We start from the raw sequence: 20479 nt of genomic DNA, 5'->3' as shown, positions 1-20479 counted from the left end.
TTACTTCTTCTTCCCTTCCTTGCGGAAGACAAACTCGCCGCGATACTTCACACCCTTGCCCTTGTAAGGCTCGGGCTTGCGCCATTCGCGGACCTCGGCAGCGAACTGCCCGACCTGCTGCTTGTCGATGCCGGAAATCTCGATCGTCGTCTGATCGGGAGTCTTCACCTCGAGGCCTTCCGGCACTTCGAGATCGACATCGTGACTGAAGCCGAGCTGCAGCTTGAGCGACTTGCCCTGGGCCTGCGCACGGTAGCCAACGCCGGTGATGTTCAGGACCTTCTGGAAGCCGTCGGTGACGCCTTCGACCAGATTCGACACCAGCGTACGCTGCATGCCCCAGAACTGGCGCGCCTGACGGGTGCCGTTGGCGGGCTTCACGACGATCTGACCGTCCTCGATCTCGTACGAGATCAGGTCCGACGTGCTCATCGAAAGATCCCCCTTGGGGCCCTTTACGGTGAGAGCGCCGTTCTCGATCTTGGCAGTCACTCCGCTGGGGAGCGCCACCGGGACTTTACCGATGCGGCTCATCAGAACACCTCCGCCAGCACTTCGCCACCGACGTTGTCGTTGCGCGCTTCGTTGTCCGAAAGCACGCCCTTCGGCGTCGAGACGATGGTGATGCCAAGGCCGTTGCGCACCATCGGCAGCTCCTTGGAGCCCGAATAGATGCGGCGGCCCGGACGCGAGACGCGAGCGATATGCTTGATCGCCGGCTCGCCTTCGAAATACTTCAGCTCGATGCGAAGCGCCTTGTGCTTACCGGTGGTGTCCTCGCTGTAGCCACGAATATAGCCTTCACGCTGAAGCACCTCGAGCACGTTAGCACGCAGGCGCGACGCCGGCGAAAGGACGGAATCCTTCTTCGCCTGCTGGCCATTGCGGATACGGGTGAGCATGTCACCCAGGGGATCGGTCATTGCCATCCTTGGATACTCCTCACCAGCTCGACTTGGTCAGGCCCGGAATCAGGCCCTTGTTACCGAGGTTGCGCAGTTCGATGCGGTTGACGCCGAACTTGCGGTAGTAACCGCGCGGGCGGCCGGTGGTGTTGCAGCGATTGCGCACCCGGGTCGGGTTCGCGTTGCGCGGCAATTCGGCCATCTTCAGGCGAGCCATGAGACGCTCGGTTTCATCGAGCGACTCGTCGTCGGCCACGGCCTTCAGCTTGGCATACTTGCCGGCATACTTCTTGACGAGCTGCTTGCGCTTCTCGTTCTTGTTGATGGAACTCAGTTTCGCCATTGGACTTAAGCTCTCTTCCTCAGCGGCTTATGCCGCTTCCTTTGCATTTTCTTCCGACTGCTCGGCCGGGAACGGGAAACCGAACAGGCGAAGCAGCTCGCGCGCTTCATCGTCGGTCTTGGCGGTGGTGGTGACGATGATGTCCATGCCACGCACCTTCTCGATCTTGTCGTAGCTGACCTCCGGAAAGATGATCTGCTCCTTGATGCCCATGGCATAGTTGCCATTGCCATCGAACGACTTCGGGTTGAGGCCACGGAAATCTCGGATGCGAGGCATCGCGATGGTCACCAAGCGATCGAGGAATTCGAACATCCGGTCGCGGCGCAAGGTTACCTTGGCACCGATCGGCATGCCTTCACGCAGCTTGAACTGCGCGATCGACTTCTTCGCCTTGGTGATCACCGGCTTCTGCCCGGCAATCGCTTCCATTTCCTCGGCTGCAACCTGGACCTTCTTCTTGTCCTGGCTCGCCTCGCCCACACCCATGTTGAGCGTGATCTTGGACAGCCTGGGCACTTCCATTGCGTTCTTGTAACCGAACTTCTCGGTCATCGCCTTCGCAATTTCGTCCGCGTAGCGCTGCTTCATGCGGGGGGTATAAGTCGCCCCAGATTCGTTAGCCACTGATCGTCTCCCCGGACTTGACGGCCACGCGCACCTTCTTGCCGTCCCTGGTTTCGAAACGCACGCGGGTAGGCTTGCCATCCTTATCGGCGATCGCGACGTTGCTGATCGCCATCGGCGCCGGCACGCGGTCGATGCCACCCTGCGGGTTGGTCTGGCTCGCCTTGCGGTGACGGGTCATCACGTTGATGCCCTCCACCAGGACCTTGCCGTCCTTGGACATAACCTGCTGGACGGTTCCGGTCTGGCCCCGATCCTTGCCGGTCAGCACGACGACGGTGTCACCCTTCTTGATCTTCGCAGCGCCCATCACAGCACCTCCGGAGCAAGGCTGATGATCTTCATGAAGCCCTTGCCGCGCAGTTCGCGCACGACCGGGCCAAAGATACGGGTGCCGATCGGCTCCTCGTTCTTGTTGACGAGGACCGCGGCGTTCGAATCGAAGCGGATCACGCTGCCGTCAGGACGACGGACGTCCTTGCGGGTGCGCACGATCACGGCGCGATGAACGTCGCCCTTCTTAACCTTGGCGCGTGGCTGGGCTTCCTTAACGGAAACCACGATCACGTCCCCGACACTCGCGGTCCGGCGCTTAGAGCCACCCAGCACCTTGATGCACTGGACGCGCTTTGCGCCGCTGTTGTCCGCGACGTCGAGATTGGACTGCATCTGGATCATAGATCCGGTTCCTTCTCACTTGGCTTGCCGGAACAGGTGTCCGGCAGTTCCGAAAACGTCTTTACTCGGCGTCGGCCGTTTCGGCCTCGGCTTCGGTGGTCTTGGTCGCAGCCTTGCGGGCAGCTTCCTTCTTCTCTTCCGGAGCACCGGTAGGCTGGGATTCCTTCACGTCGAGATTAGCCTCGACTTCCGAACCCTTGCTTGCCCGCAGGCGATCGAGGACCGCCCAGGTCTTGGTCTTGGAGATCGGCCGCGTCTCTTCGATGCGGACGGTATCGCCAACGACGTACTCGTTGCTCTCGTCGTGCGCGTGATACTTCTTCGAACGCTTGATGATCTTCCCGTAAAGCGGGTGCTTCACGCGGCGTTCGACCTTCACGGTCACGGTCTTGTCGGTCTTGTCGGATGTGACGACACCGGTCAGGATACGCTTCGGCATGGTCTGTTCCTTACGCCTTGCTCGCTTCGCGGGTGCGTTCACCCTGAAGCGTCTTGATCTGGGCGATCTCGCGGCGAACCTCACGCACGCGGGCCGAACGCTCTAGCTGGTTGGTCGCGGCCTGGAAGCGCAGGTTGAACTGCTCCTTCTTCAGCATCACGAGGTTCTCGGCGAGCTGGTCATCGCTCTTGGTGCGAAGATCTTCCAACTTGCCCGTCTTCTTCTGGTCCGTCTTGGCCATCGTCAGGCTCCCAGGTGCGAGGTGTCACCCAGACGGGCGACGACCTTGGTCTTGATCGGCAGCTTCATCGCGGCGCGCTCGAAAGCTTCCGCGGCAAGCGGGCCGGGAACACCGTCAAGCTCGAACAGGATGCGGCCCGGCTTGACCCGTGCTGCCCAGTATTCGATCGAGCCCTTGCCCTTGCCCTGACGGACTTCGGCCGGCTTCTTCGAGACCGGAAGGTCGGGGAACACGCGGATCCACAAACGCCCCTGGCGCTTGATGTGCCGCGTGATCGCACGACGCGCGGCCTCGATCTGGCGGGCGGTGATACGCTCGGGTTCCATGGCCTTGAGGCCGTAGGAACCGAAGTTCAGGTCCGTACCGCCCTTGGCAACGCCATGGATCTTGCCCTTGAAGGCCTTGCGGTACTTGGTCTTTTTCGGTTGCAGCATGGTTCTTTCCTATGTCCTGCAATCAGCGCGCGGGGCGCACGCCCGAGGTCTGCGCTTCCATCATGAGACGGTCCTGCGCCATCGGGTCGTGGGCGAAGATTTCGCCCTTGAAGATCCAGCACTTGATGCCGATCACGCCATAGGCGGTCAGCGCCTCGGCTTCGGCATAATCGACGTTGGCGCGCAGCGTGTGCAGCGGCACCCGGCCTTCGCGGTACTGCTCCACACGGGCAATTTCCGCACCGCCGAGACGACCGCCACACATGACCTTGATGCCCTCGGCACCAAGACGCATGGCGGACTGCATCGCGCGTTTCATGGCCCGGCGGAACGCCACGCGGCGAACCAGCTGGTCGGCAATGCCCTGGGCGACGAGCTTGGCGTCGATTTCCGGCTTGCGGATCTCAACGATGTTCAGCTTCACCTCGCTGTTGGTCATCTTTGCAAGCCTGGAGCGCAGCTTTTCGATGTCCGCGCCCTTCTTGCCGATGATCACGCCGGGGCGCGCGGCATAGATGGAGATGCGACAAAGCTTGGCCGGACGCTCGATCACCACCTTCGAGATCGCCGCCTGCGGCAGGGTCTCGACGATGTACTTGCGGATCATGATGTCTTCTTTGAGCAGCTGCGCATAGGCGCTGCCCTCCGCATACCACCGGCTGTCCCAGGTGCGGTTGATCTGCAGACGCAGACCGATCGGATTGCTCTTGTGACCCATCTTACGCCTCCTCGTCTTCGCGAACGACGATCCGCAGCCGGCTGAACGGCTTGAGGATACGCGTGGACTTGCCGCGGCCGCGCGTGGCGAACCGCTTCATGGTGATCGATTTGCCAACCGACGCCTCGGCGACGACGAGCGCGTCGACATCGAGATCGTGGTTGTTCTCTGCGTTGGCGATGGCCGAAGCCAGCACCTTCTTCGCATCACGAGCCATGGCGCGCTTGGAGAAGGAGAGGATGTTAAGGGCATCCTCGGCCTTCTTGCCGCGGATCAGCGCCGCCACGAGGTTCAGCTTCTGGGCCGAACCACGAATGGTCGTGCCTACAGCCAGCGCCTCGTTCTCGGCGACGCGACGGGGGGACTTGGCCTTGCCCATTATCGCTTACCCTTCTTGTCGGCTGCGTGGCCGGGGAAGTTGCGCGTGGGTGCGAACTCGCCGAGCTTGTGACCGACCATTTCCTCGCTGACCGACACGGGCACGAACTTCTGCCCGTTGTAGACGCTGAACGTCAGGCCGACGAAATCCGGCAGGATCGTCGAACGACGCGACCAGGTCTTGATCGGCTTCGAATTGCTAGCGTCCTGTGCTTCCTGCGCCTTCTTCAGAAGGTGCAGGTCGACAAACGGACCTTTCCAGACGGAACGTGCCATGCCGGGTTACCTCTTCTTCTTCGCGTGACGCGAACGGATGATCATCTTGTCCGTCTGCTTGTTCTTGCGGGTGCGGGCGCCCTTGGTCGGCTTGCCCCACGGAGTGACCGGGTGACGGCCACCGCTGGTGCGGCCTTCGCCGCCGCCGTGCGGGTGGTCGACCGGGTTCTTGGCAACGCCGCGCGTCAGGGGCTTCACACCCATGTGACGCTTGCGACCGGCCTTGCCCAGGTTCTGGTTCTGGTTGTCCGGGTTTGAAACCGAACCGACCGTGCCCATGCAATCGGACCGCAGATAACGCTGCTCTCCGCTGTTGAGGCGCACGATCACCATGCCGCGGTCACGACCGACGAGCTGCACGTAGGTGCCTGCCGAGCGGGCGATCTGGCCGCCCTTGCCCGGCTTCATCTCCACGTTGTGGATGATGGTGCCGACCGGCATCTGGCCCAGCAGCATGGCGTTGCCAGGCTTGGTGTCGACCTTCTCACCGGCCACGACCTTCTCGCCGGGAGCGAGACGGTTGGGAGCGATGATGTAAGCGAGTTCGCCGTCATCATACTTGATGAGCGCGATAAAGGCCGTGCGGTTGGGATCGTATTCGATCCGCTCCACGGTGCCTTCCACGTCCCACTTGCGGCGCTTGAAGTCGATGAAACGATACTTCTGCTTGTTGCCGCCGCCCTTGCCGCGCGAGGTAATGTGGCCCTTGTTGTTACGGCCACCGGTCTTGCGCTTGCCCTCGGTAAGCGACTTGACGGGGCCGCCCTTGTGCAGGCCGGTCTTGTCGACCAGGACCAGGGCGCGGCGCGCCGGGCTCGTCGGTTTGTAATTCTTCAGTGCCATCGGATCAGCTCACGCCTTCGGTGATGTCGACCGACTGACCTTCGGCCAGGGTGACGATCGCCTTCTTCATATCGGTACGCTTGTAGGGCTTGCCCTTCCAGCGCTTCGACTTGCCCTTGACGACCATCGTGTTCACGCCGGCGACCTTGACGTCGTACAGCGCTTCCACGGCGGCCTTGATCTGCGGCTTGGTCGCATCGTTGGCCACCTTGAACACGACCGCGTTATGCTCGGAGAGCAGCGTCGACTTCTCGGTGATGTGCGGCGCGCGGATCACGTCGTAATGACGGGCGTCCATTTCCTGCTTCTTGGCCATTACTTAGCACCTCCGGCCGGGGCGAAACGCGCCTCCAGCTTTTCGATCGCGTCGGTGGTGAGCACCAGCGTATCGTGGTTGAGGATGTCGTAGACGTTGGCACCCATCGCCGGCAGAACGTTGACGCCGTGCAGGTTGCGGGCCGACTTGACAAAACCATCGTCCACGCTGTCCCCGCCGATGACCAGCACCTTGCCGGTCCAGCCGTTCTTGTCGAGGTGACCCTTGAGCGCCTTGGTCTTGGCATCGGCAAGCTCAAGGCTGTCGACGATCACGAGACCGTCCTTCGCCTTGCTCGACAAGGCCATCTTCAGACCAAGGGCACGCACCTTCTTGTTGAGCTGCTGCTCGAAGTCGCGTTTGCGGGCGCCGTGGGCCTTGCCGCCTCCGATGAAGATCGGGGCTGCACGATCGCCGTGACGCGCCGTGCCGCCGCCCTTCTGGCGACCCCACTTCTTGCCGGTGCGGGCGACGTCGGCGCGTTCGCGCGTCGGACGGGCCGTAGCGCGGCGGTTTTCGAGCTGCCAGGTGACGACGCGATGAAGGATGTCGGCACGCGGCTCAACCCCAAACACGTCGTCGGCAAGCTCGACCTCCGAACCGTTGCCGGAGACGGCACTGCCGTCAATTTTCTGGACCTTGACCTTCACGATCAGGACTCCTTGCTTTCGCCCGAGGTAGCATCGCCACCCTCGGCCGCGGTGATTTCATCGTCCGCGCCAGCTTCCTGGGTCTTCAGCAGTTCTTCCTGCTGCTCGGCGGAAACCTGCTGGTTGACCTCGTGCTCGGCATTGCTCTCGACCAGGCCGGGCGCCGCATTGTCGCTGCGCGTCTCATCCGCGTTGCGGCGCATGGCACCGGGGAACGGCACACCTTCGGGAAGCGGAAGCTTGACGGCGTCCTTGACCAGGAGCCAGCCGTTCTTCGAACCGGGCACAGAGCCCTTCACGAAGATCAGACCGCGGTCGGCGTCGGTGCGCACGATTTCGAGGTTCTGCTGAGTGCGCTGACGATCGCCCATGTGGCCGGCCATCTTCTTGTTCTTGAAGACCTTGCCCGGATCCTGGCGCTGGCCCGTCGAACCGTGCGAACGGTGACTGACCGACACACCGTGGGTGGCACGCAGACCGCCGAAGCCCCAGCGCTTCATAACGCCGGCAAAGCCCTTACCGACGGTGTGGCCGGTAACGTCGACCATCTGGCCGGCGATGAAATGATCCGCAGTGATCGTCGCGCCGACGGGGAGGAGCCCGTCCTCGTTATCGACGCGGAATTCCGCGACCTTCTGCTTCAAGCCGACTTCGGCCTTGGCGAAGGCTTCGCGCTGCGGCTTGTTGACGTTCTTGTGCTTCGCATCGCCAGCGCCGAGCTGAACGGAGAAGTAGCCGTCGCGATCGGCCGTGCGGTTTCCGGTAACCTGGCATCCTTCCAGCGAAAGAACGGTCACGGGAACGTGACGTCCATCCTCCTGGAACAAGCGGGTCATCCCGACTTTTTTCGCGATCACGCCAGTGCGCATGATCCAAACTCCTAACAGAGGCACCAGCGGGACCATCCCGCAGGTGCGTGCTCAGCCCTGGTTGTCATGCGAAGCCCCGTCCGGGCTGAATTGCCTTCCCGAGGGAAAGCGAGACGGGGAACGCAGCCCGGAAGAGATCCGGCGGTATTCCTTGTGTCCCGGCGATATCTCACCGGGCGCTGTCTTCACGGTTCCTGGCGGAACCGGTCGCCCCGGACTGACCGGGGCACCTCACCCTATCAGGCGAGCTTGATCTCTACGTTCACGCCGGCGGCCAGATCGAGCTTCATGAGCGCGTCCACGGTCTGGGCGTTCGGCTGCACGATGTCGAGCAACCGCTTGTAGGTGCGAACCTCGAACTGCTCGCGCGACTTCTTGTCGACGTGCGGACCGCGGTTCACGGTGAACTTCTCGATACGCGTCGGCAGAGGAATGGGACCACGAATGAGCGCGCCGGTACGGCGGGCGGTGTCTGCAATCTCTCCAGTAGCCTGATCGAGCACGCGGTGATCAAAGGCCTTGAGGCGAATACGGATATTCTGAGCGTCCATGTTCCAACTACCGATGCGAATGAGCCAATGGCAAGCGAACCTGCCAAAACAAAAAGGGCCAGCCCCGCTTAGATCCGGTTTCCCGAAGCGGGCGGCCTTCCCGTGAATTTCGTTTGCCGTGGACCCGCTTGATCAGCGATTCCCCGGCGATGGACGGGCCTATACGGGGAGTGCCCCCGCCTGGCAACCCCCGAATTCGGGGAATTCAGTTCAATCCACAAGCAAACAGCCAGGGGGGATGAAAACGGCGCTTCCATAAAAAGGCGAAGGGCCCGCCCCTCGTGATGAGGAACGGGCCCTGACCTCTCTTACCCCTAAGGGAAGAAGTTACTTGGTGATCTTGGCGACCACACCCGAGCCGACCGTACGGCCGCCCTCGCGGATGGCGAAGCGCAGACCTTCGTCCATGGCGATCGGGGCGATCAGCTTCACGCCGATCGACACGTTGTCGCCGGGCATGACCATCTCGGTGCCTTCGGGCAGGACCACTTCGCCCGTCACGTCGGTCGTGCGGAAGTAGAACTGCGGGCGGTAGTTGGCGAAGAACGGCGTGTGACGGCCGCCTTCGTCCTTCGACAGCACGTAGACCTCGGCGTCGAAGTCGGTGTGCGGGGTCACGGTGCCGGGCTTGGACAGGACCTGGCCACGCTCGACGTCGTCACGACCCGTGCCGCGCAGCAGGGCGCCCACGTTGTCGCCAGCTTCACCGCGGTCCAGCAGCTTGCGGAACATTTCCACACCGGTCACGGTGGTCTTCTGCGTGTCGCGGATACCGACGATCTCGATTTCGTCGCCGACGTTCACGATGCCGCTTTCGATACGGCCGGTCACCACGGTGCCGCGACCCGAAATCGAGAACACGTCCTCGATCGGCATCAGGAAGGGCTTGTCGACCGGACGCTCGGGCTGCGGGATGTGCGCATCGACGGCTTCCATCAGGGCCTTGATCGATTCCTCGCCGATGGCTGCATCGCGACCTTCGAGAGCGGCCAGAGCCGAACCCTTGACGATCGGAATGTTGTCACCGTCGAAATCGTAGCTCGAAAGCAGCTCGCGCACTTCCAGTTCGACCAGCTCGAGGATTTCCTCGTCGTCGACCTGATCGACCTTGTTCATGTACACGACAAGCGCGGGCACGCCAACCTGGCGGGCGAGCAGGATGTGCTCACGGGTCTGCGGCATCGGGCCGTCGGCGGCGTTCACGACCAGGATCGCGCCGTCCATCTGGGCGGCACCGGTGATCATGTTCTTCACGTAGTCGGCGTGGCCCGGGCAATCGACGTGCGCATAATGGCGCGCGGCGGTCTCGTACTCGACGTGCGCGGTCGAGATGGTGATGCCGCGCTCACGCTCCTCGGGAGCCTTGTCGATGTTCGCGAAATCCACGGCCTCGCCGCCGTTGACTTCGGCCATCACCTTGGTGATCGCGGCGGTCAGCGTGGTCTTGCCATGGTCGACGTGACCGATGGTGCCGATGTTGCAGTGCGGCTTGTTCCGCTCGAATTTTGCCTTACCCATTTTCTATAACCTCTAATTAAGTCAGTAAATGATTGTCACCGGTCCAGGTTCGGCACCCGCTGAATCAGGCGCCGCCCCTAGACGTTTGGCCCAAGTTGCGCAAGGCTGCTTAAGCCAGCTTCTCCTTGATCTCCTGGGCCACGTTCGAGGGAACCTCGTCGTAGTGGCTGAACTGCATCGAGTACTGCGCACGGCCCTGCGTGAAGGAGCGCAGTTCGTTCACATACCCGAACATGTTCGCCAATGGCACATTGGCCGTCACCGCCTGCGCGTTGCCGCGCGTGTCGGTGCCCTGGATTTGCCCGCGGCGGGAGTTGAGATCGCCGATCACGTCGCCGAGATAGTCCTCGGGGGTGACGACTTCCACCTTCATGATCGGCTCGAGCAGCTTGATGCCGGCCTTTGCCGCCGCTTCGCGCATGGCGCCGCGACCGGTGATCTCGAAGGCCACCGTGCTGGAGTCGACATCGTGGTACTTGCCGTCCACCAGCTTGATCGTGAAATCGATGATCGGGAAGCCCACCAGGTAGCCGCTCTCGGCCTGCTCGCGCATGCCCTTCTCGACTGCCGGGATGTATTCGCGCGGGATGTTGCCGCCCTTGACCTGGTCTTCGAAGACCACGCCCTGGCCGCGTTCTCCGGGGGAGACGACAACCTTGGCTTCGCCGAACTGGCCGGAGCCGCCCGACTGCTTCTTGTGGGTGTAGGTCACCTCCACTTCGCGAGCGAGCGATTCACGGTAGGCCACCTGCGGCGCGCCGACGTTGGCTTCGACCTTGAACTCGCGCTTCATGCGATCGACGAGGATGTCGAGGTGAAGCTCGCCCATGCCCTTGATAATCGTCTGACCGCTCTCGTGGTCGGTGCTGACGCGGAAGCTGGGATCCTCGGCAGCCAGGCGATTGAGGGCGACGCCCATCTTCTCCTGGTCGGCCTTGGTCTTGGGCTCCACGCTCAGCTCGATCACGGGTTCGGGGAACTCCATGCGCTCGAGAATGATCGGCTTGGAGGGATCGCACAGCGTATCGCCCGTGGTGGTGTCCTTCATGCCGGCAAGCGCCACGATGTCACCCGCGAACGCCTCTTCGATGTCTTCGCGATTGTTGGAGTGCATCAGCAGCATGCGGCCGATCTTCTCCTTCTTGTCCTTCACGCTGTTCATGACAATGCCCTTGCCGAGCTTGCCCGAATAGATGCGCGTAAAGGTCAGCGAACCCACGAACGGATCGTTCATGATCTTGAAGGCAAGTGCCGAGAACGGCGCGTCGTCGCTCGAGGGGCGCTCGGCTTCCTCGTCACTGTCGGGCAGCACGCCCTTGATCGCCGGCACGTCCAGCGGGGACGGCATGTAATCGACCACGGCGTCGAGCAGGGGCTGGACGCCCTTGTTCTTAAACGCCGAACCGCAGGTTACGGGCACGAAGTCGCGCGCCATGGTTCCCTTGCGGATGAGCCGCTTAATCGTGGGGACGTCTGGCTCGGTACCTTCGAGGTAGGCTTCCATGACGTCGTCGTCCTGGTCGACGATGGTCTCGAACAGCTTCTCGCGATATTCGGCGACCTTGTCGGCCATGTCCTCGGGGATGTCGATGAACTCGTACTTGGCGCCGAGATCCTCGGCCTGCCACACGATGCCGCGGTTGTTGACGAGATCGACCACGCCCTTCAGGCTGCTCTCCGCGCCGATCGGCAGGTAGAGCACCAACGGCACGGCGCCGAGGCGTTCGACGATCGAATCCACGCAGTAGTAGAAATCGGCGCCGGTGCGGTCCAACTTATTAATGAAGCACATCCGAGGAACGCCGTACTTGTCGGCCTGGCGCCACACGGTTTCGGACTGCGGTTCCACGCCCGCGACGCCGTCGAACACGGCGACCGCGCCATCCAACACGCGCAGCGAGCGTTCGACTTCAATGGTGAAGTCGACGTGCCCGGGGGTGTCGATGATGTTGATGCGGTACTTGGGCATCTCCGCGCGCAGGGCGTCGGGGTCCGAGCGGGGATCCATCCTGGAATCCTCGGGCGTCCAGAACGTGGTGGTCGCGGCCGAGGTGATGGTGATCCCGCGCTCCTGCTCCTGCTCCATCCAGTCCATCGTCGCCGCGCCGTCGTGCACTTCGCCGATCTTGTAGGACTTGCCGGTGTAGTAGAGAATACGCTCGGTCGTGGTGGTCTTGCCGGCATCGATGTGCGCCATGATGCCGATGTTGCGGTAGCGCTCCAGCGGATATTCGCGGGCCATGTTCTATTCCTCGGGTTCGGGGGACGAAAGGGTCGCGCCCCATATAGTCTCAGATGTGACAGCTTGAAGGCCGGGACACATTCGCCCCGGCCCGCAAGCGGACCGCCTTACCAGCGGTAGTGGCTGAACGCGCGGTTCGCGTCGGCCATGCGGTGGGTGTCTTCACGCTTCTTGACGGCGTTGCCACGGTTGTTGGCCGCATCCATCAGTTCGCCCGAGAGACGCGCCGACATGGTGGTTTCGGCACGACCGCGCGCGGCGGTGATCAGCCAGCGGATGGCGAGCGCCTGGGCGCGTTCGGCGCGCACCTCGACCGGCACCTGGTAGGTGGCACCACCCACGCGGCGCGAACGCACTTCCACCGACGGCTTCACGTTGTTGAGCGCATCGTGGAACACGGCCACCGGATCGGTCTTGGCCCGCGATTCGACGGTGTCGAGCGCGGTGTAGACGATACCTTCGGCAACGGCCTTCTTGCCGTCCAGCATGAGGTTGTTCATGAACTTCGACAGCACCTGATCCCCGAACTTGGGATCGGGCAGGATTTCCCGCTTCTCGGGACGACGACGACGTGACATTTCTTAAACTCCAGACTCGGGAGCGCAGCGACCTCTTTGAACGTCATCCCAGCGAAAGCTGGGATCGGTGGCCGTTTGTGCTCGGTCTCAAAAACTTGCCATGCGAGGTCCGACCCGGGGGCACACGGTCCCAGCTTTCGCCGGGATGACGGGTGCCGGAAGGCTGACCTCGTGCAAAATCACTTCGGACGCTTGGCGCCGTACTTCGAGCGGCTCTGGCGGCGATCCTTGACACCCTGTGTGTCGAGCACGCCGCGCAGGACGTGATAGCGCACGCCGGGAAGGTCGCGCACACGGCCGCCGCGGATCAGCACCACGGAGTGTTCCTGCAGGTTGTGGCCTTCACCGGGGATGTAGGCGATGATCTCGCGCTGGTTGGTGAGGCGGATCTTGGCGACCTTGCGCAGCGCCGAGTTCGGCTTCTTCGGGGTCGTGGTGTAGACGCGCGTGCACACGCCGCGCTTCTGCGGGGCGGACTGCATCGCGGCAGACTTGCTCTTCGTCTTCACGGGGTTGCGCGGCTTGCGCACCAGCTGGTTGATAGTGGGCATTCGAAATCTTCACCTGTGATCAGGTGCCACGCCAGGCGCCGGGAGGACTGCAGGAAGGACCGCGCGAGGGAAACGAGGCAATGGCCCGCCATAACCGACGGGGCGCCACGAACCGCGCGAGCCTGAAACACTCCACCTGGGCCTGCACGACGGCGGCACCGGGTTACTTTGACGGCAGCCCCGGGCGGATTATCGCGCGCAAACGCGAAACCGCCTCAATAGAAAAGAGCCCCTTGCAATTCGCGAGGAGCCCCGGGACACGACCGGCAATGTTCAGCTCTATCTGACCGGGACTCGCGGCGGGCGCGGGGACCGGATGGAGGGGCGCTTAGTTGGATTTGGGTGGGGGGTCAAGACAGATAGGCTCCAGCAGATCACTCAACATTGATGAGAGGGTTTCAATCCCACCGCCACTGATGCCAGTATCCTTTTCGAACACGTCACGCGAATTGTCTGCTAACAATTCCGCTCTTTTAGAAGCTTGACGCAGCAAGGCCGCAATACCAGCGATTGGCGTCTCAGAAAACACCGATGAAGCGCGATTTTCCCATGAATCTATGGCCATAGCGGTCATACCCGCAAGGGGTGCAGCGCGACCAAAAACCCTGTTGACCGGCTCTAGGAAGTTGCGCTCGACACGCACCCTTTCTTCAAAACGCGTACGACGACCATTGGACATGCTCACTGCTCCAAACGCTCTTCCAATATCGAAAGCCAAGACTCCAACCCCTCATATAGTGAAATTACCTCGTCAGCACTAGGATGATCAGGCAGACTAAGACCACGTTGACCAGCCATCCGACACATCATCGCCTTCTCATAACACTCGCGCGTCATTGGTAATGGTTGCGAGAGGTTGATCCTAAATGGAGAATATCGGGAGAAATCTGGAGCATCACATAGCTTAGCTGAGGCAGACATCGCTATGTTTCTAAGGCAGACATAAATGAGACCAAACTCATAGATGACATTAGTGGGCGACAAGCGAAGCCGTCCCGGAACTTCACGAAGTATTTTGCGAAAAGACCGCACATCCACTAACGAATTTTTATAGGGTCGGGGAGGCCCAAGTCCTCGTAAGGAAAACCCATTGCTCTCGAAAAGAGCTATATGCTCTTGCCAAATGTGCCAAGCAAAGAGCTCTCCATTTTTTAGCATCTCGTTTATGCGTCGACGACCATACCATGAAACACTAGCATCCATCGCAGCATATTTATCCGGAATGAAAGATAAAAGTGCCTTTTCGTCAACTTTGCCTGCGCCGTCTTGAACAATAGCTAAAAGGTCAAGATCACTGAGCGCATCAAACTCATTTCGGGCGACAGATCCAATCAAGTAGAAACCAAATATTTTACCCATCACCGGTAAGTAATGGATCTCATAGCAACCGTTACCAACAGCCCTATGTATACATATCTCATTAAAACTATGGCGTAATTTACCAACTTATATCCGGCCTGATCAAATGCGTCACCGATTCCTAGAAACACATTTAGGGTTTGCAAAAATATTGATCCACCGTAAAAAATATCTCCTAAGCTTGAGTCCGGTTCGTAAGAAAACCAATTCACAAAGGACGCCAAAATAAGCAATATGATTACGCTAAGAAGCAGTTTGAACGGTCGTTCTCCATGTCCCCAAAAGAATCCGGAAATAGCATGAGAAATCAATTTTATTAAAACGATAATTTTATCCAAGCTAGTGGGGTATTTTCTTTGATAGTACCTATCGTACCCAAAAAGCGCCCTTTTGTAATGTTCTAGCTCAGCAGAAATCTCTTCAAGTGTATAGGCTCTAACCTCGTCGGTGGACCCAAGCTGAATCGCGTTGACGCGCAAATTTTGCAGCAGCTCCCGGCGGAGGTTTGGCTCAGGCGGGAGACTTGGAATAATGTCTCTACTTTCAATCAAGCAGTTTTGAAACCGAGCATATTTGAAATCGCATGAATATATCTCGGCCCCCCGAAAGTTACATTCGCTGAAACGACATCCAATAAATGAACAATTTTCAAATTTTGCATTATGAAAATACGCTCTACTGAATATGGAAAAGGAGAAATTACAGGATTTAAATGTCGATTCAGCGCCATTAAAATCATCAAATTGGCGATATCGCAGATCTCTATTTTCTACAGTTTCTCGAGCCGTCGTCGCCCGCTTGATGCGCACACCGAGTTCATCCGCAGCTTCCTGAAACTCAAAGCCACCGCAAGCTTTTTGTCTTGGCGCACGAAGGCCAAGCCTACACATCGCATTATCCCAACGTTGAGACAAACTTTTTAAGCCCACATGAGTATCGGGGTCGCCCATTGGTTTTTGCTAGTCTTTTGGGGGCGGTTGAGCAAATCAAAAGCCGCATTGGATTGCCAAAACCAACCTTGAGAAATTTAGCTTTCCTACACCCCCCACCCCCTGCTCCGCCCCCGGGCATGACACACCACCCCTCCCCCGCCCACAACACCCGCGCCACGCCGCGCCAGGCCACCAGCTACGTCACCGCGCCCGCCGCCGAGCCCTTGCTCGACGACGATCCGCTGTTGCAGTTCGCGCCCGTTCCGCACGTCAACCCGCGCCGCAACTCGATTACGCCCGACCGGCAGCGGCGGTTCATCGCGCATCTGGCCGCCACGGGTGTCGTCATCCAGGCGGCGAAGCACATCGGGGCGAGCATGGAGGCGTTGTACAAGCTGCGGCGGCGGCCGGGGGCGGAGGACTTCTCGGCCGCGTGGGACCGGGCGGTCGATGCCGGGATCGGGCGGCTGGAGGATGCGGCGATCCAGCGCGCGATCGTGGGGGAGGAGCGGCTGGTCGTCTCCGCCGGCAAGGTGCTGGGCACCGAACGGCGGCATAACGAGGCGCTGGTCATGTTCCTGCTGCGCACCCGCCGCGCGGATCGCTACGCCGCCGCCGTGGTGCCCGGCCACCCGCTCTACGAACGCATCCGCCGCGAGGTGACCGCCGACATCGAGAAACGCTACGCCCTGCAGGAGCACGAGGACGAGGAAGCGATCCTCGCCAGCCTCACCGCCAAGCTTTCGGCCATGCACCAGCGCCATCTGGAAAACGAGGCGCTGATGGCCGAGTTCGCGGCGGAGGATGACGAGGGGGACGCGGACCGCGACGACTGAGGCGGGGTGGCCCCCGACGGACCGCCTGCGCAGAAAGGGCGCCCCTCCGGTGAGAGGGACGCCCTGTCTTTCAGGTGATATCGGTGGTCGGCGGCTGGCGGCCGGGATTATCCCTTCTTGTGGCTGTCCGGCTCGGCCATGCGGCGGTGCATCTGGGCCACCATGTCATCGGGCAGGATATCGGCAAACAGCGTCTGCACCTTGTTCATGAACCCGCTGACGATCTGCGTGTCGCCGTCCAGCAGCGCGTCATAACCGTCCTTTGCCACCTTGACCGGGTCGGCCTTGCTGTCGGACTTGCCGGCCATGGAGTCCTCCATGTCGGCGCGCTTGAAGAACTGGGTGTCGGTCACGCCCGGCAGCAGGCAGGTGATGACGACGTTGGTGTCCTTCAGCTCGTTGTGCAGGCCGACGCAGAAATCGTCGATAAAGGCCTTGGTGGAGTTGTAGACCAGCTGGAACGCGCCCGGCAGGTGCCCGGCGATCGACCCGGTGACGAGGATGCGCCCCGCATCGCGCGCGCGCATCGTCTGCCCCACCTTGTGGATGAGGGAGACGGTCCCCTTCACGTTGGTGTCGATCACGTGGGAAATGTCATCCCACTGCTGATCGAGAAAGGCGCCGCCCTGTCCGTGCCCGGCGTTGGCCATCAGCACGTCGATCTGCCGCTGGCCGATGGCACCCATCACCGCCTCGATCCCGTGCGCGGTGGCGAGGTCGGTTTCCAGCGTCGTCACGTCGGTCGCGCCGCAAGCCTTGGCCGCGCTCTCGGCAGCGGACAAGTCGCGGTCGGCCACCAGCAGCAGCGAACATCCGTCCGCCGCCGCCAGCTTCGCCAGTTCCAGCCCGATGCCGCTGGAGGCGCCGGTGACGACGGCAAAGCCTGTCAGCTTGTCGATTTTATTGCTGCTCATGCGGTCGTCTCCATTCCGGGCTTCAGGACCACCTTGGTCCAGGTGTCCTGTTCTTCCTTGAAGTGCTTGTAGCCGTCCGCCGCCTGTTCCAGCGGCAGGCGGTGGCTGATGAGGAAGGTGGTGTCGAGCGTGCCGTCCTCGATCTTGGCCAGCAGGTCTTTCGTGTATTTCTGCACGTGGGTCTGGCCGCTGCGGATCTGCAGACCCTTCTCCATCATGGCGCCCAGCGGCCACTTGTCGGTCATCCCCCCGTAGACGCCGGGGATCGAGACCTTGCCGCCGAACCGCACCGCCAGGATCGCCTGCTTGAGCGCGCTCGCCCGGTCGGCGCCGATGCCCACCTTCTGTTTCACCACGTCGATCATGTTGTCGACCGCGAAGCCGTGCGATTCCATGCCGACCGCGTCGATCACCACGTCGACGCCGATGCCGCCGGACATCTCCATCAGCGCCTCGCGCACGTCGGTCTCGCGGAAGTTGATGATGTCCGCCCCCAGCCCGCGCGCCAGTTCGAGGCGGTGGGGATAGTGATCGATGGCGATGACGCGGGATGCGCCCATCACGATGGCGGACTGGATGGCGAACAGGCCGACCGGCCCGCAGCCCCAGACGGCGACGGTATCGTCGGGCTGGATGTCGGCATTCTCCGCGGCCATCCACCCGGTGGGCAGGATGTCGGAGAGGAACAGCACCTTGTCATCGTCCAGGTGATCCGGGACCACGATCGGGCCGACGTCGGAGAACGGCACGCGGACATATTCCGCCTGTCCGCCCGAATAGCCGCCGGTGAGGTGTGAATAGCCGAACAGCCCGCTCATCGGCTGGCCGTAGAGCGTGGCCGACATATCCTGCTTTTCGACCGGGTTGGAATTGTCGCAGGCGGAGAATTGCTGGCTCTTGCAGTGGAAGCAGCCGCCGCAGGCGATGGTGAAGGGCACCACCACGCGCTGGCCCTTCTGCAGCGTCGAATCCTTGCCCGTCTCGACCACTTCGCCCATGAATTCGTGGCCGAGCACATCGCCCGGCTTCACCCCGGGAATGACGCCATCGTAAAGGTGCAGATCGCTGCCGCAGATCGCCGTGCTGGTGACCTTGATGATCGCGTCACGCGAATTGATGATCTCGGGATCGTCCACGGTGTCGACGCGAACATCCTTGGTTCCGTGCCATGTAAGTGCGCGCATCATGCATTCTCCTGCTGGGCGGCGCGGGTATTTTCACGGCGCCGGGCCGATGTGGCGATTTCGCCGGTTTCCATCAGCATCTTCAATCGTTTGAGGTCGTGGCGGGCCTGCGTCTCGGGCTCCCGCTGGAACAGCTTGGCGGCGGCCTGCCCCAACGCGCCGGCGGGCGGCTTGTAGGCAATGATCAGCCCCACGCGGGTGCCGCGTTCACCGGGCGCATCCTCGAATGTGACGCGGCCCTCGGTGTCGATGTCGGACCCTTCGACAGAGCGCCAGGCGATGAGTTCGCCGTCCTGCTCGCGCACGATCTCGGTTTCCACCGCCACGGTCTGGCCGGCCGGAGCCTTGATGTGCCAGGTGGACCGGCCCCCGGCGCCCTGCTCGACCTTTTCAAGGTTCTCCATGAACCGGGCCAGGTTGCCGAAGTCGCGCCAGAACGCGAACAGCTCTTCGCGCGGCTTGCGAATGGTGACGGTGCGGCCGGTCACGGCGTAGTCACCGAACCCGCGCCGCGCGGTGTAGCCGGGCGCGTCGTCCGACGAACGCCCCTCGCGCTGGCGGCTCAAGATGAAGGCACCGAACGCGGCACCGCCCAGCGCAATCCCAAGGCCCACAAGGCCCTTCGTGCTGTCGGAAATGGAATGTCGTGTCATGCTGATCTCCTGTCCTCTAGCAAAGGGTGAGCGACCGCAGGGTTCCGCATGAAACCTATATCAGCGGGAAATGCGGCAGACGTTGTACAGATTGCGCTGAGCGGACGAAGGCGATTGCACCGACAGGCCACCTCGGGCACAAACGGGCAAAGTCAACGTGTTCGGGAGACACCCTCATGATCCGCCGCCTCTCCGCCGCCACCCGGGCGCTTGCCGCCGCCTCCACGCTCGCCCTTGCAGCGGCAACACCCGCCACCGCGCAGGAGCGGCCCGCCGATCTCACCACGCTGCCGCCCGTGCCGACCGATTTCACGCCCGAGCGCCTGCCGTGGGGCGACTGGGACTTCACCGGCACCTTTCCCATCGAACCGGTCAACAACGGCCACATCCTGTTCCAGCGCCCGGAACAATACGGCGACAGGTTCTGGGTGACGGACGAGGAATTCACCCGCCGGCTGGAGGCCGCGCGCGGGGCGGACGGCAACTTCACCGAGGCGACGGAGAGCGGCGTGGGCACCGCCGGGACCGAGGGGCTGGAGGCGTGGTTCCGCAACACCGACTGGGCCAAGAGCACGGCCATGCTGGTTTCCCCCGCCGACGGCCAGTTGCCCGCCCTCACCCCGCAGGCGCGCGCGCTGTTCGAGGCCGGGCGCAGCGGCTGGGTGCCCGGGCAGGGGTATAACTGGGTCAGCGATTTCGACAGCTGGGATCGCTGCGTCAGCCGCGGCTTCCCGGCGAGCATGTATCCGTTCCGCTACAACAACGGCATCCGCATCTTCCAGTCGCCGGGCGTGGTGACGATCGTGCTGGAGATGCTGGGCACCCGCGTGGTGAAGCTCTACCCCTCCGCCGCCGAGGCGCGCGCCGCCAAGTGGGAAGAGCCGGTGGAAGCGTGGATGGGCAATTCGCGCGGCTGGTGGGAAGGCAAGACGCTGGTGATCGAGACGACCAACATCGTCAGCGGCGATGCCGCCACCACAGACACGTCGCGCCGCGCTGCCGCCCCGCTCAACATGGCCACGCAGTTCACCGGCACGCTGGACGTGCCGGCCTTCAATACCGTGCCCATGAGCAGCCAGGCGATGACGGTGGAGCGTCTGACCATGACCGGCCCCGACACCATCATCCACGAACTGACCTACAGCGATCCCGAGGTCTACGTCGCGCCGTGGTCAACGCGGGTGGCCTGGGTGCGTGACGAGGACTACCAGTTCTTCGAATACGCCTGCCACGAGGGCAATTACATGCCGCGCGATTATATCAGCGCGAGCCGCGCGCAGCAGGCGCGCGTCGCGGCGGGCGAGGAAGAGGCGGTGACGGCCGAGACCGACGACCGCAGCCGCTTTGCCCGGCCGTTCGACTGGGATCCCGGCGTCGGCCCCCGCCCCGGCCCGCCGCCCATCGCGCCGCAGGAAGACGAGGACGAGGACGCGGAAGGCTAGGC

At 62.0% G+C, this 20479-nt stretch carries 28 protein-coding genes and 1 pseudogene; 2 read left to right on the top strand and 27 right to left on the bottom strand.

Going from position 1 to position 20479, the window contains the following annotated elements; translation table 11 throughout:
* The 24 genes and pseudogenes from rplF to GRI62_RS03690 form a co-directional block, all read right to left on the bottom strand.
* A complete protein-coding gene (rplF, locus tag GRI62_RS03805) occupies nucleotides 1-534 on the bottom strand; it encodes a 50S ribosomal protein L6 (protein WP_131452082.1) in 534 nt (177 codons plus the stop codon).
* Nucleotides 534-929, bottom strand: coding sequence for a 30S ribosomal protein S8 (gene rpsH / locus GRI62_RS03800; RefSeq protein WP_131452081.1), 396 nt, complete (start codon nucleotides 927-929; stop codon nucleotides 534-536). The genes rplF and rpsH overlap by 1 nt, the downstream gene beginning before the upstream one ends.
* A gap of 13 nt (nucleotides 930-942) precedes the next feature.
* Nucleotides 943-1248, bottom strand: coding sequence for a 30S ribosomal protein S14 (rpsN, locus tag GRI62_RS03795; RefSeq protein ID WP_131452080.1), 306 nt, complete (start codon nucleotides 1246-1248; stop codon nucleotides 943-945).
* Nucleotides 1249-1275: 27 nt separating this feature from the next.
* A complete protein-coding gene (rplE, locus tag GRI62_RS03790; RefSeq protein ID WP_131452079.1) occupies nucleotides 1276-1839 on the bottom strand; it encodes a 50S ribosomal protein L5 in 564 nt (187 codons plus the stop codon).
* 28 nt (nucleotides 1840-1867) lie between these two features.
* Complete coding sequence (rplX, locus tag GRI62_RS03785; RefSeq protein WP_131452078.1) at nucleotides 1868-2185, bottom strand: 50S ribosomal protein L24; 318 nt, start codon at nucleotides 2183-2185, stop codon at nucleotides 1868-1870.
* Nucleotides 2185-2553, bottom strand: a complete 369-nt coding sequence (gene rplN / locus GRI62_RS03780) for a 50S ribosomal protein L14 (RefSeq protein ID WP_047003279.1) — start codon at nucleotides 2551-2553, stop codon at nucleotides 2185-2187. The genes rplX and rplN overlap by 1 nt, the downstream gene beginning before the upstream one ends.
* Nucleotides 2554-2761: 208 nt before the next feature.
* Nucleotides 2762-2992: pseudogene (gene rpsQ, locus GRI62_RS14495) on the bottom strand (30S ribosomal protein S17); the annotation flags it as partial.
* 10 nt (nucleotides 2993-3002) lie between these two features.
* Entirely contained in the window at nucleotides 3003-3233 is a 231-nt protein-coding gene (rpmC, locus tag GRI62_RS03770; protein WP_131452076.1) for a 50S ribosomal protein L29, read from the bottom strand.
* 2 nt (nucleotides 3234-3235) lie between these two features.
* A complete protein-coding gene (gene rplP, locus GRI62_RS03765; protein WP_131452075.1) occupies nucleotides 3236-3667 on the bottom strand; it encodes a 50S ribosomal protein L16 in 432 nt (143 codons plus the stop codon).
* Between the two features lie 22 nt (nucleotides 3668-3689).
* Complete coding sequence (gene rpsC / locus GRI62_RS03760; protein WP_131452074.1) at nucleotides 3690-4385, bottom strand: 30S ribosomal protein S3; 696 nt, start codon at nucleotides 4383-4385, stop codon at nucleotides 3690-3692.
* A gap of 1 nt (nucleotide 4386) precedes the next feature.
* A complete protein-coding gene (gene rplV / locus GRI62_RS03755) occupies nucleotides 4387-4764 on the bottom strand; it encodes a 50S ribosomal protein L22 (protein ID WP_131452073.1) in 378 nt (125 codons plus the stop codon).
* Nucleotides 4764-5039, bottom strand: a complete 276-nt coding sequence (gene rpsS / locus GRI62_RS03750) for a 30S ribosomal protein S19 (protein ID WP_131452072.1) — start codon at nucleotides 5037-5039, stop codon at nucleotides 4764-4766. The genes rplV and rpsS overlap by 1 nt, the downstream gene beginning before the upstream one ends.
* 6 nt (nucleotides 5040-5045) lie before the next feature.
* A complete protein-coding gene (gene rplB / locus GRI62_RS03745) occupies nucleotides 5046-5882 on the bottom strand; it encodes a 50S ribosomal protein L2 (RefSeq protein WP_131452071.1) in 837 nt (278 codons plus the stop codon).
* A 4-nt stretch (nucleotides 5883-5886) separates the two neighbouring features.
* Entirely contained in the window at nucleotides 5887-6198 is a 312-nt protein-coding gene (locus tag GRI62_RS03740) for a 50S ribosomal protein L23 (protein ID WP_131452070.1), read from the bottom strand.
* The gene (rplD, locus tag GRI62_RS03735) at nucleotides 6198-6848 is read right to left on the bottom strand and encodes a 50S ribosomal protein L4 (protein ID WP_131452069.1); all 651 of its coding nucleotides are present in this window, start codon (nucleotides 6846-6848) and stop codon (nucleotides 6198-6200) included. The genes GRI62_RS03740 and rplD overlap by 1 nt, the downstream gene beginning before the upstream one ends.
* Nucleotides 6849-6850: 2 nt before the next feature.
* The gene (rplC, locus tag GRI62_RS03730; protein WP_131452068.1) at nucleotides 6851-7717 is read right to left on the bottom strand and encodes a 50S ribosomal protein L3; all 867 of its coding nucleotides are present in this window, start codon (nucleotides 7715-7717) and stop codon (nucleotides 6851-6853) included.
* 239 nt (nucleotides 7718-7956) lie between these two features.
* On the bottom strand, nucleotides 7957-8268 hold the full coding sequence (gene rpsJ / locus GRI62_RS03725) for a 30S ribosomal protein S10 (protein WP_039095569.1): 312 nt from the start codon (nucleotides 8266-8268) through the stop codon (nucleotides 7957-7959).
* A gap of 327 nt (nucleotides 8269-8595) precedes the next feature.
* The gene (gene tuf / locus GRI62_RS03720; RefSeq protein ID WP_131452067.1) at nucleotides 8596-9786 is read right to left on the bottom strand and encodes an elongation factor Tu; all 1191 of its coding nucleotides are present in this window, start codon (nucleotides 9784-9786) and stop codon (nucleotides 8596-8598) included.
* A gap of 109 nt (nucleotides 9787-9895) precedes the next feature.
* A complete protein-coding gene (gene fusA, locus GRI62_RS03715) occupies nucleotides 9896-12028 on the bottom strand; it encodes an elongation factor G (protein ID WP_131452066.1) in 2133 nt (710 codons plus the stop codon).
* Nucleotides 12029-12135: 107 nt separating this feature from the next.
* Nucleotides 12136-12606: a 30S ribosomal protein S7 gene (rpsG, locus tag GRI62_RS03710; RefSeq protein ID WP_131452065.1), complete on the bottom strand. Its 471-nt coding sequence runs from the start codon at nucleotides 12604-12606 to the stop codon at nucleotides 12136-12138.
* Between the two features lie 179 nt (nucleotides 12607-12785).
* Nucleotides 12786-13157 carry a 30S ribosomal protein S12 gene (gene rpsL, locus GRI62_RS03705; RefSeq protein ID WP_131452064.1) on the bottom strand — a complete coding sequence of 124 codons (372 nt, stop codon included), beginning with the start codon at nucleotides 13155-13157 and terminating at the stop codon, nucleotides 12786-12788.
* Between the two features lie 328 nt (nucleotides 13158-13485).
* Nucleotides 13486-13836 carry a hypothetical protein gene (locus tag GRI62_RS03700; RefSeq protein ID WP_131452063.1) on the bottom strand — a complete coding sequence of 117 codons (351 nt, stop codon included), beginning with the start codon at nucleotides 13834-13836 and terminating at the stop codon, nucleotides 13486-13488.
* A 2-nt stretch (nucleotides 13837-13838) separates the two neighbouring features.
* Nucleotides 13839-14519, bottom strand: coding sequence for a nucleotidyltransferase domain-containing protein (locus GRI62_RS03695; RefSeq protein ID WP_131452062.1), 681 nt, complete (start codon nucleotides 14517-14519; stop codon nucleotides 13839-13841).
* A complete protein-coding gene (locus GRI62_RS03690) occupies nucleotides 14516-15466 on the bottom strand; it encodes a pentapeptide repeat-containing protein (RefSeq protein ID WP_131452061.1) in 951 nt (316 codons plus the stop codon). The genes GRI62_RS03695 and GRI62_RS03690 overlap by 4 nt, the downstream gene beginning before the upstream one ends.
* Nucleotides 15467-15585: 119 nt before the next feature.
* Between GRI62_RS03690 and GRI62_RS03685 the strand changes: the two genes are divergently transcribed.
* Nucleotides 15586-16284 carry a hypothetical protein gene (locus tag GRI62_RS03685; protein ID WP_131452060.1) on the top strand — a complete coding sequence of 233 codons (699 nt, stop codon included), beginning with the start codon at nucleotides 15586-15588 and terminating at the stop codon, nucleotides 16282-16284.
* A gap of 107 nt (nucleotides 16285-16391) precedes the next feature.
* Here the strand turns inward: GRI62_RS03685 and GRI62_RS03680 are convergent, their stop codons facing one another.
* The 3 genes from GRI62_RS03680 to GRI62_RS03670 are packed head-to-tail and all read right to left on the bottom strand — an operon-like array spanning nucleotide 16392 to nucleotide 19035.
* Nucleotides 16392-17198 (bottom strand): SDR family NAD(P)-dependent oxidoreductase, encoded by an 807-nt coding sequence (locus GRI62_RS03680; protein ID WP_131452059.1) that lies wholly within the window; start codon nucleotides 17196-17198, stop codon nucleotides 16392-16394.
* Nucleotides 17195-18382 carry a zinc-dependent alcohol dehydrogenase gene (locus tag GRI62_RS03675; RefSeq protein ID WP_131453748.1) on the bottom strand — a complete coding sequence of 396 codons (1188 nt, stop codon included), beginning with the start codon at nucleotides 18380-18382 and terminating at the stop codon, nucleotides 17195-17197. Before GRI62_RS03675 ends, GRI62_RS03680 begins: the two co-directional genes overlap by 4 nt.
* Nucleotides 18382-19035, bottom strand: coding sequence for an SRPBCC family protein (locus GRI62_RS03670; protein WP_131452058.1), 654 nt, complete (start codon nucleotides 19033-19035; stop codon nucleotides 18382-18384). The genes GRI62_RS03675 and GRI62_RS03670 overlap by 1 nt, the downstream gene beginning before the upstream one ends.
* A gap of 176 nt (nucleotides 19036-19211) precedes the next feature.
* Here GRI62_RS03670 and GRI62_RS03665 point away from each other — a divergent pair, with 176 nt between their 5' ends.
* Nucleotides 19212-20477 (top strand): hypothetical protein, encoded by a 1266-nt coding sequence (locus tag GRI62_RS03665; RefSeq protein WP_131452057.1) that lies wholly within the window; start codon nucleotides 19212-19214, stop codon nucleotides 20475-20477.
* Nucleotides 20478-20479 lie beyond the last annotated feature (2 nt).

The sequence above is a fragment of the Aurantiacibacter arachoides genome (assembly GCF_009827335.1).
Lineage (GTDB): Bacteria > Pseudomonadota > Alphaproteobacteria > Sphingomonadales > Sphingomonadaceae > Alteraurantiacibacter > Alteraurantiacibacter arachoides.
This window is presented reverse-complemented; position numbering and strand designations above follow the sequence as displayed.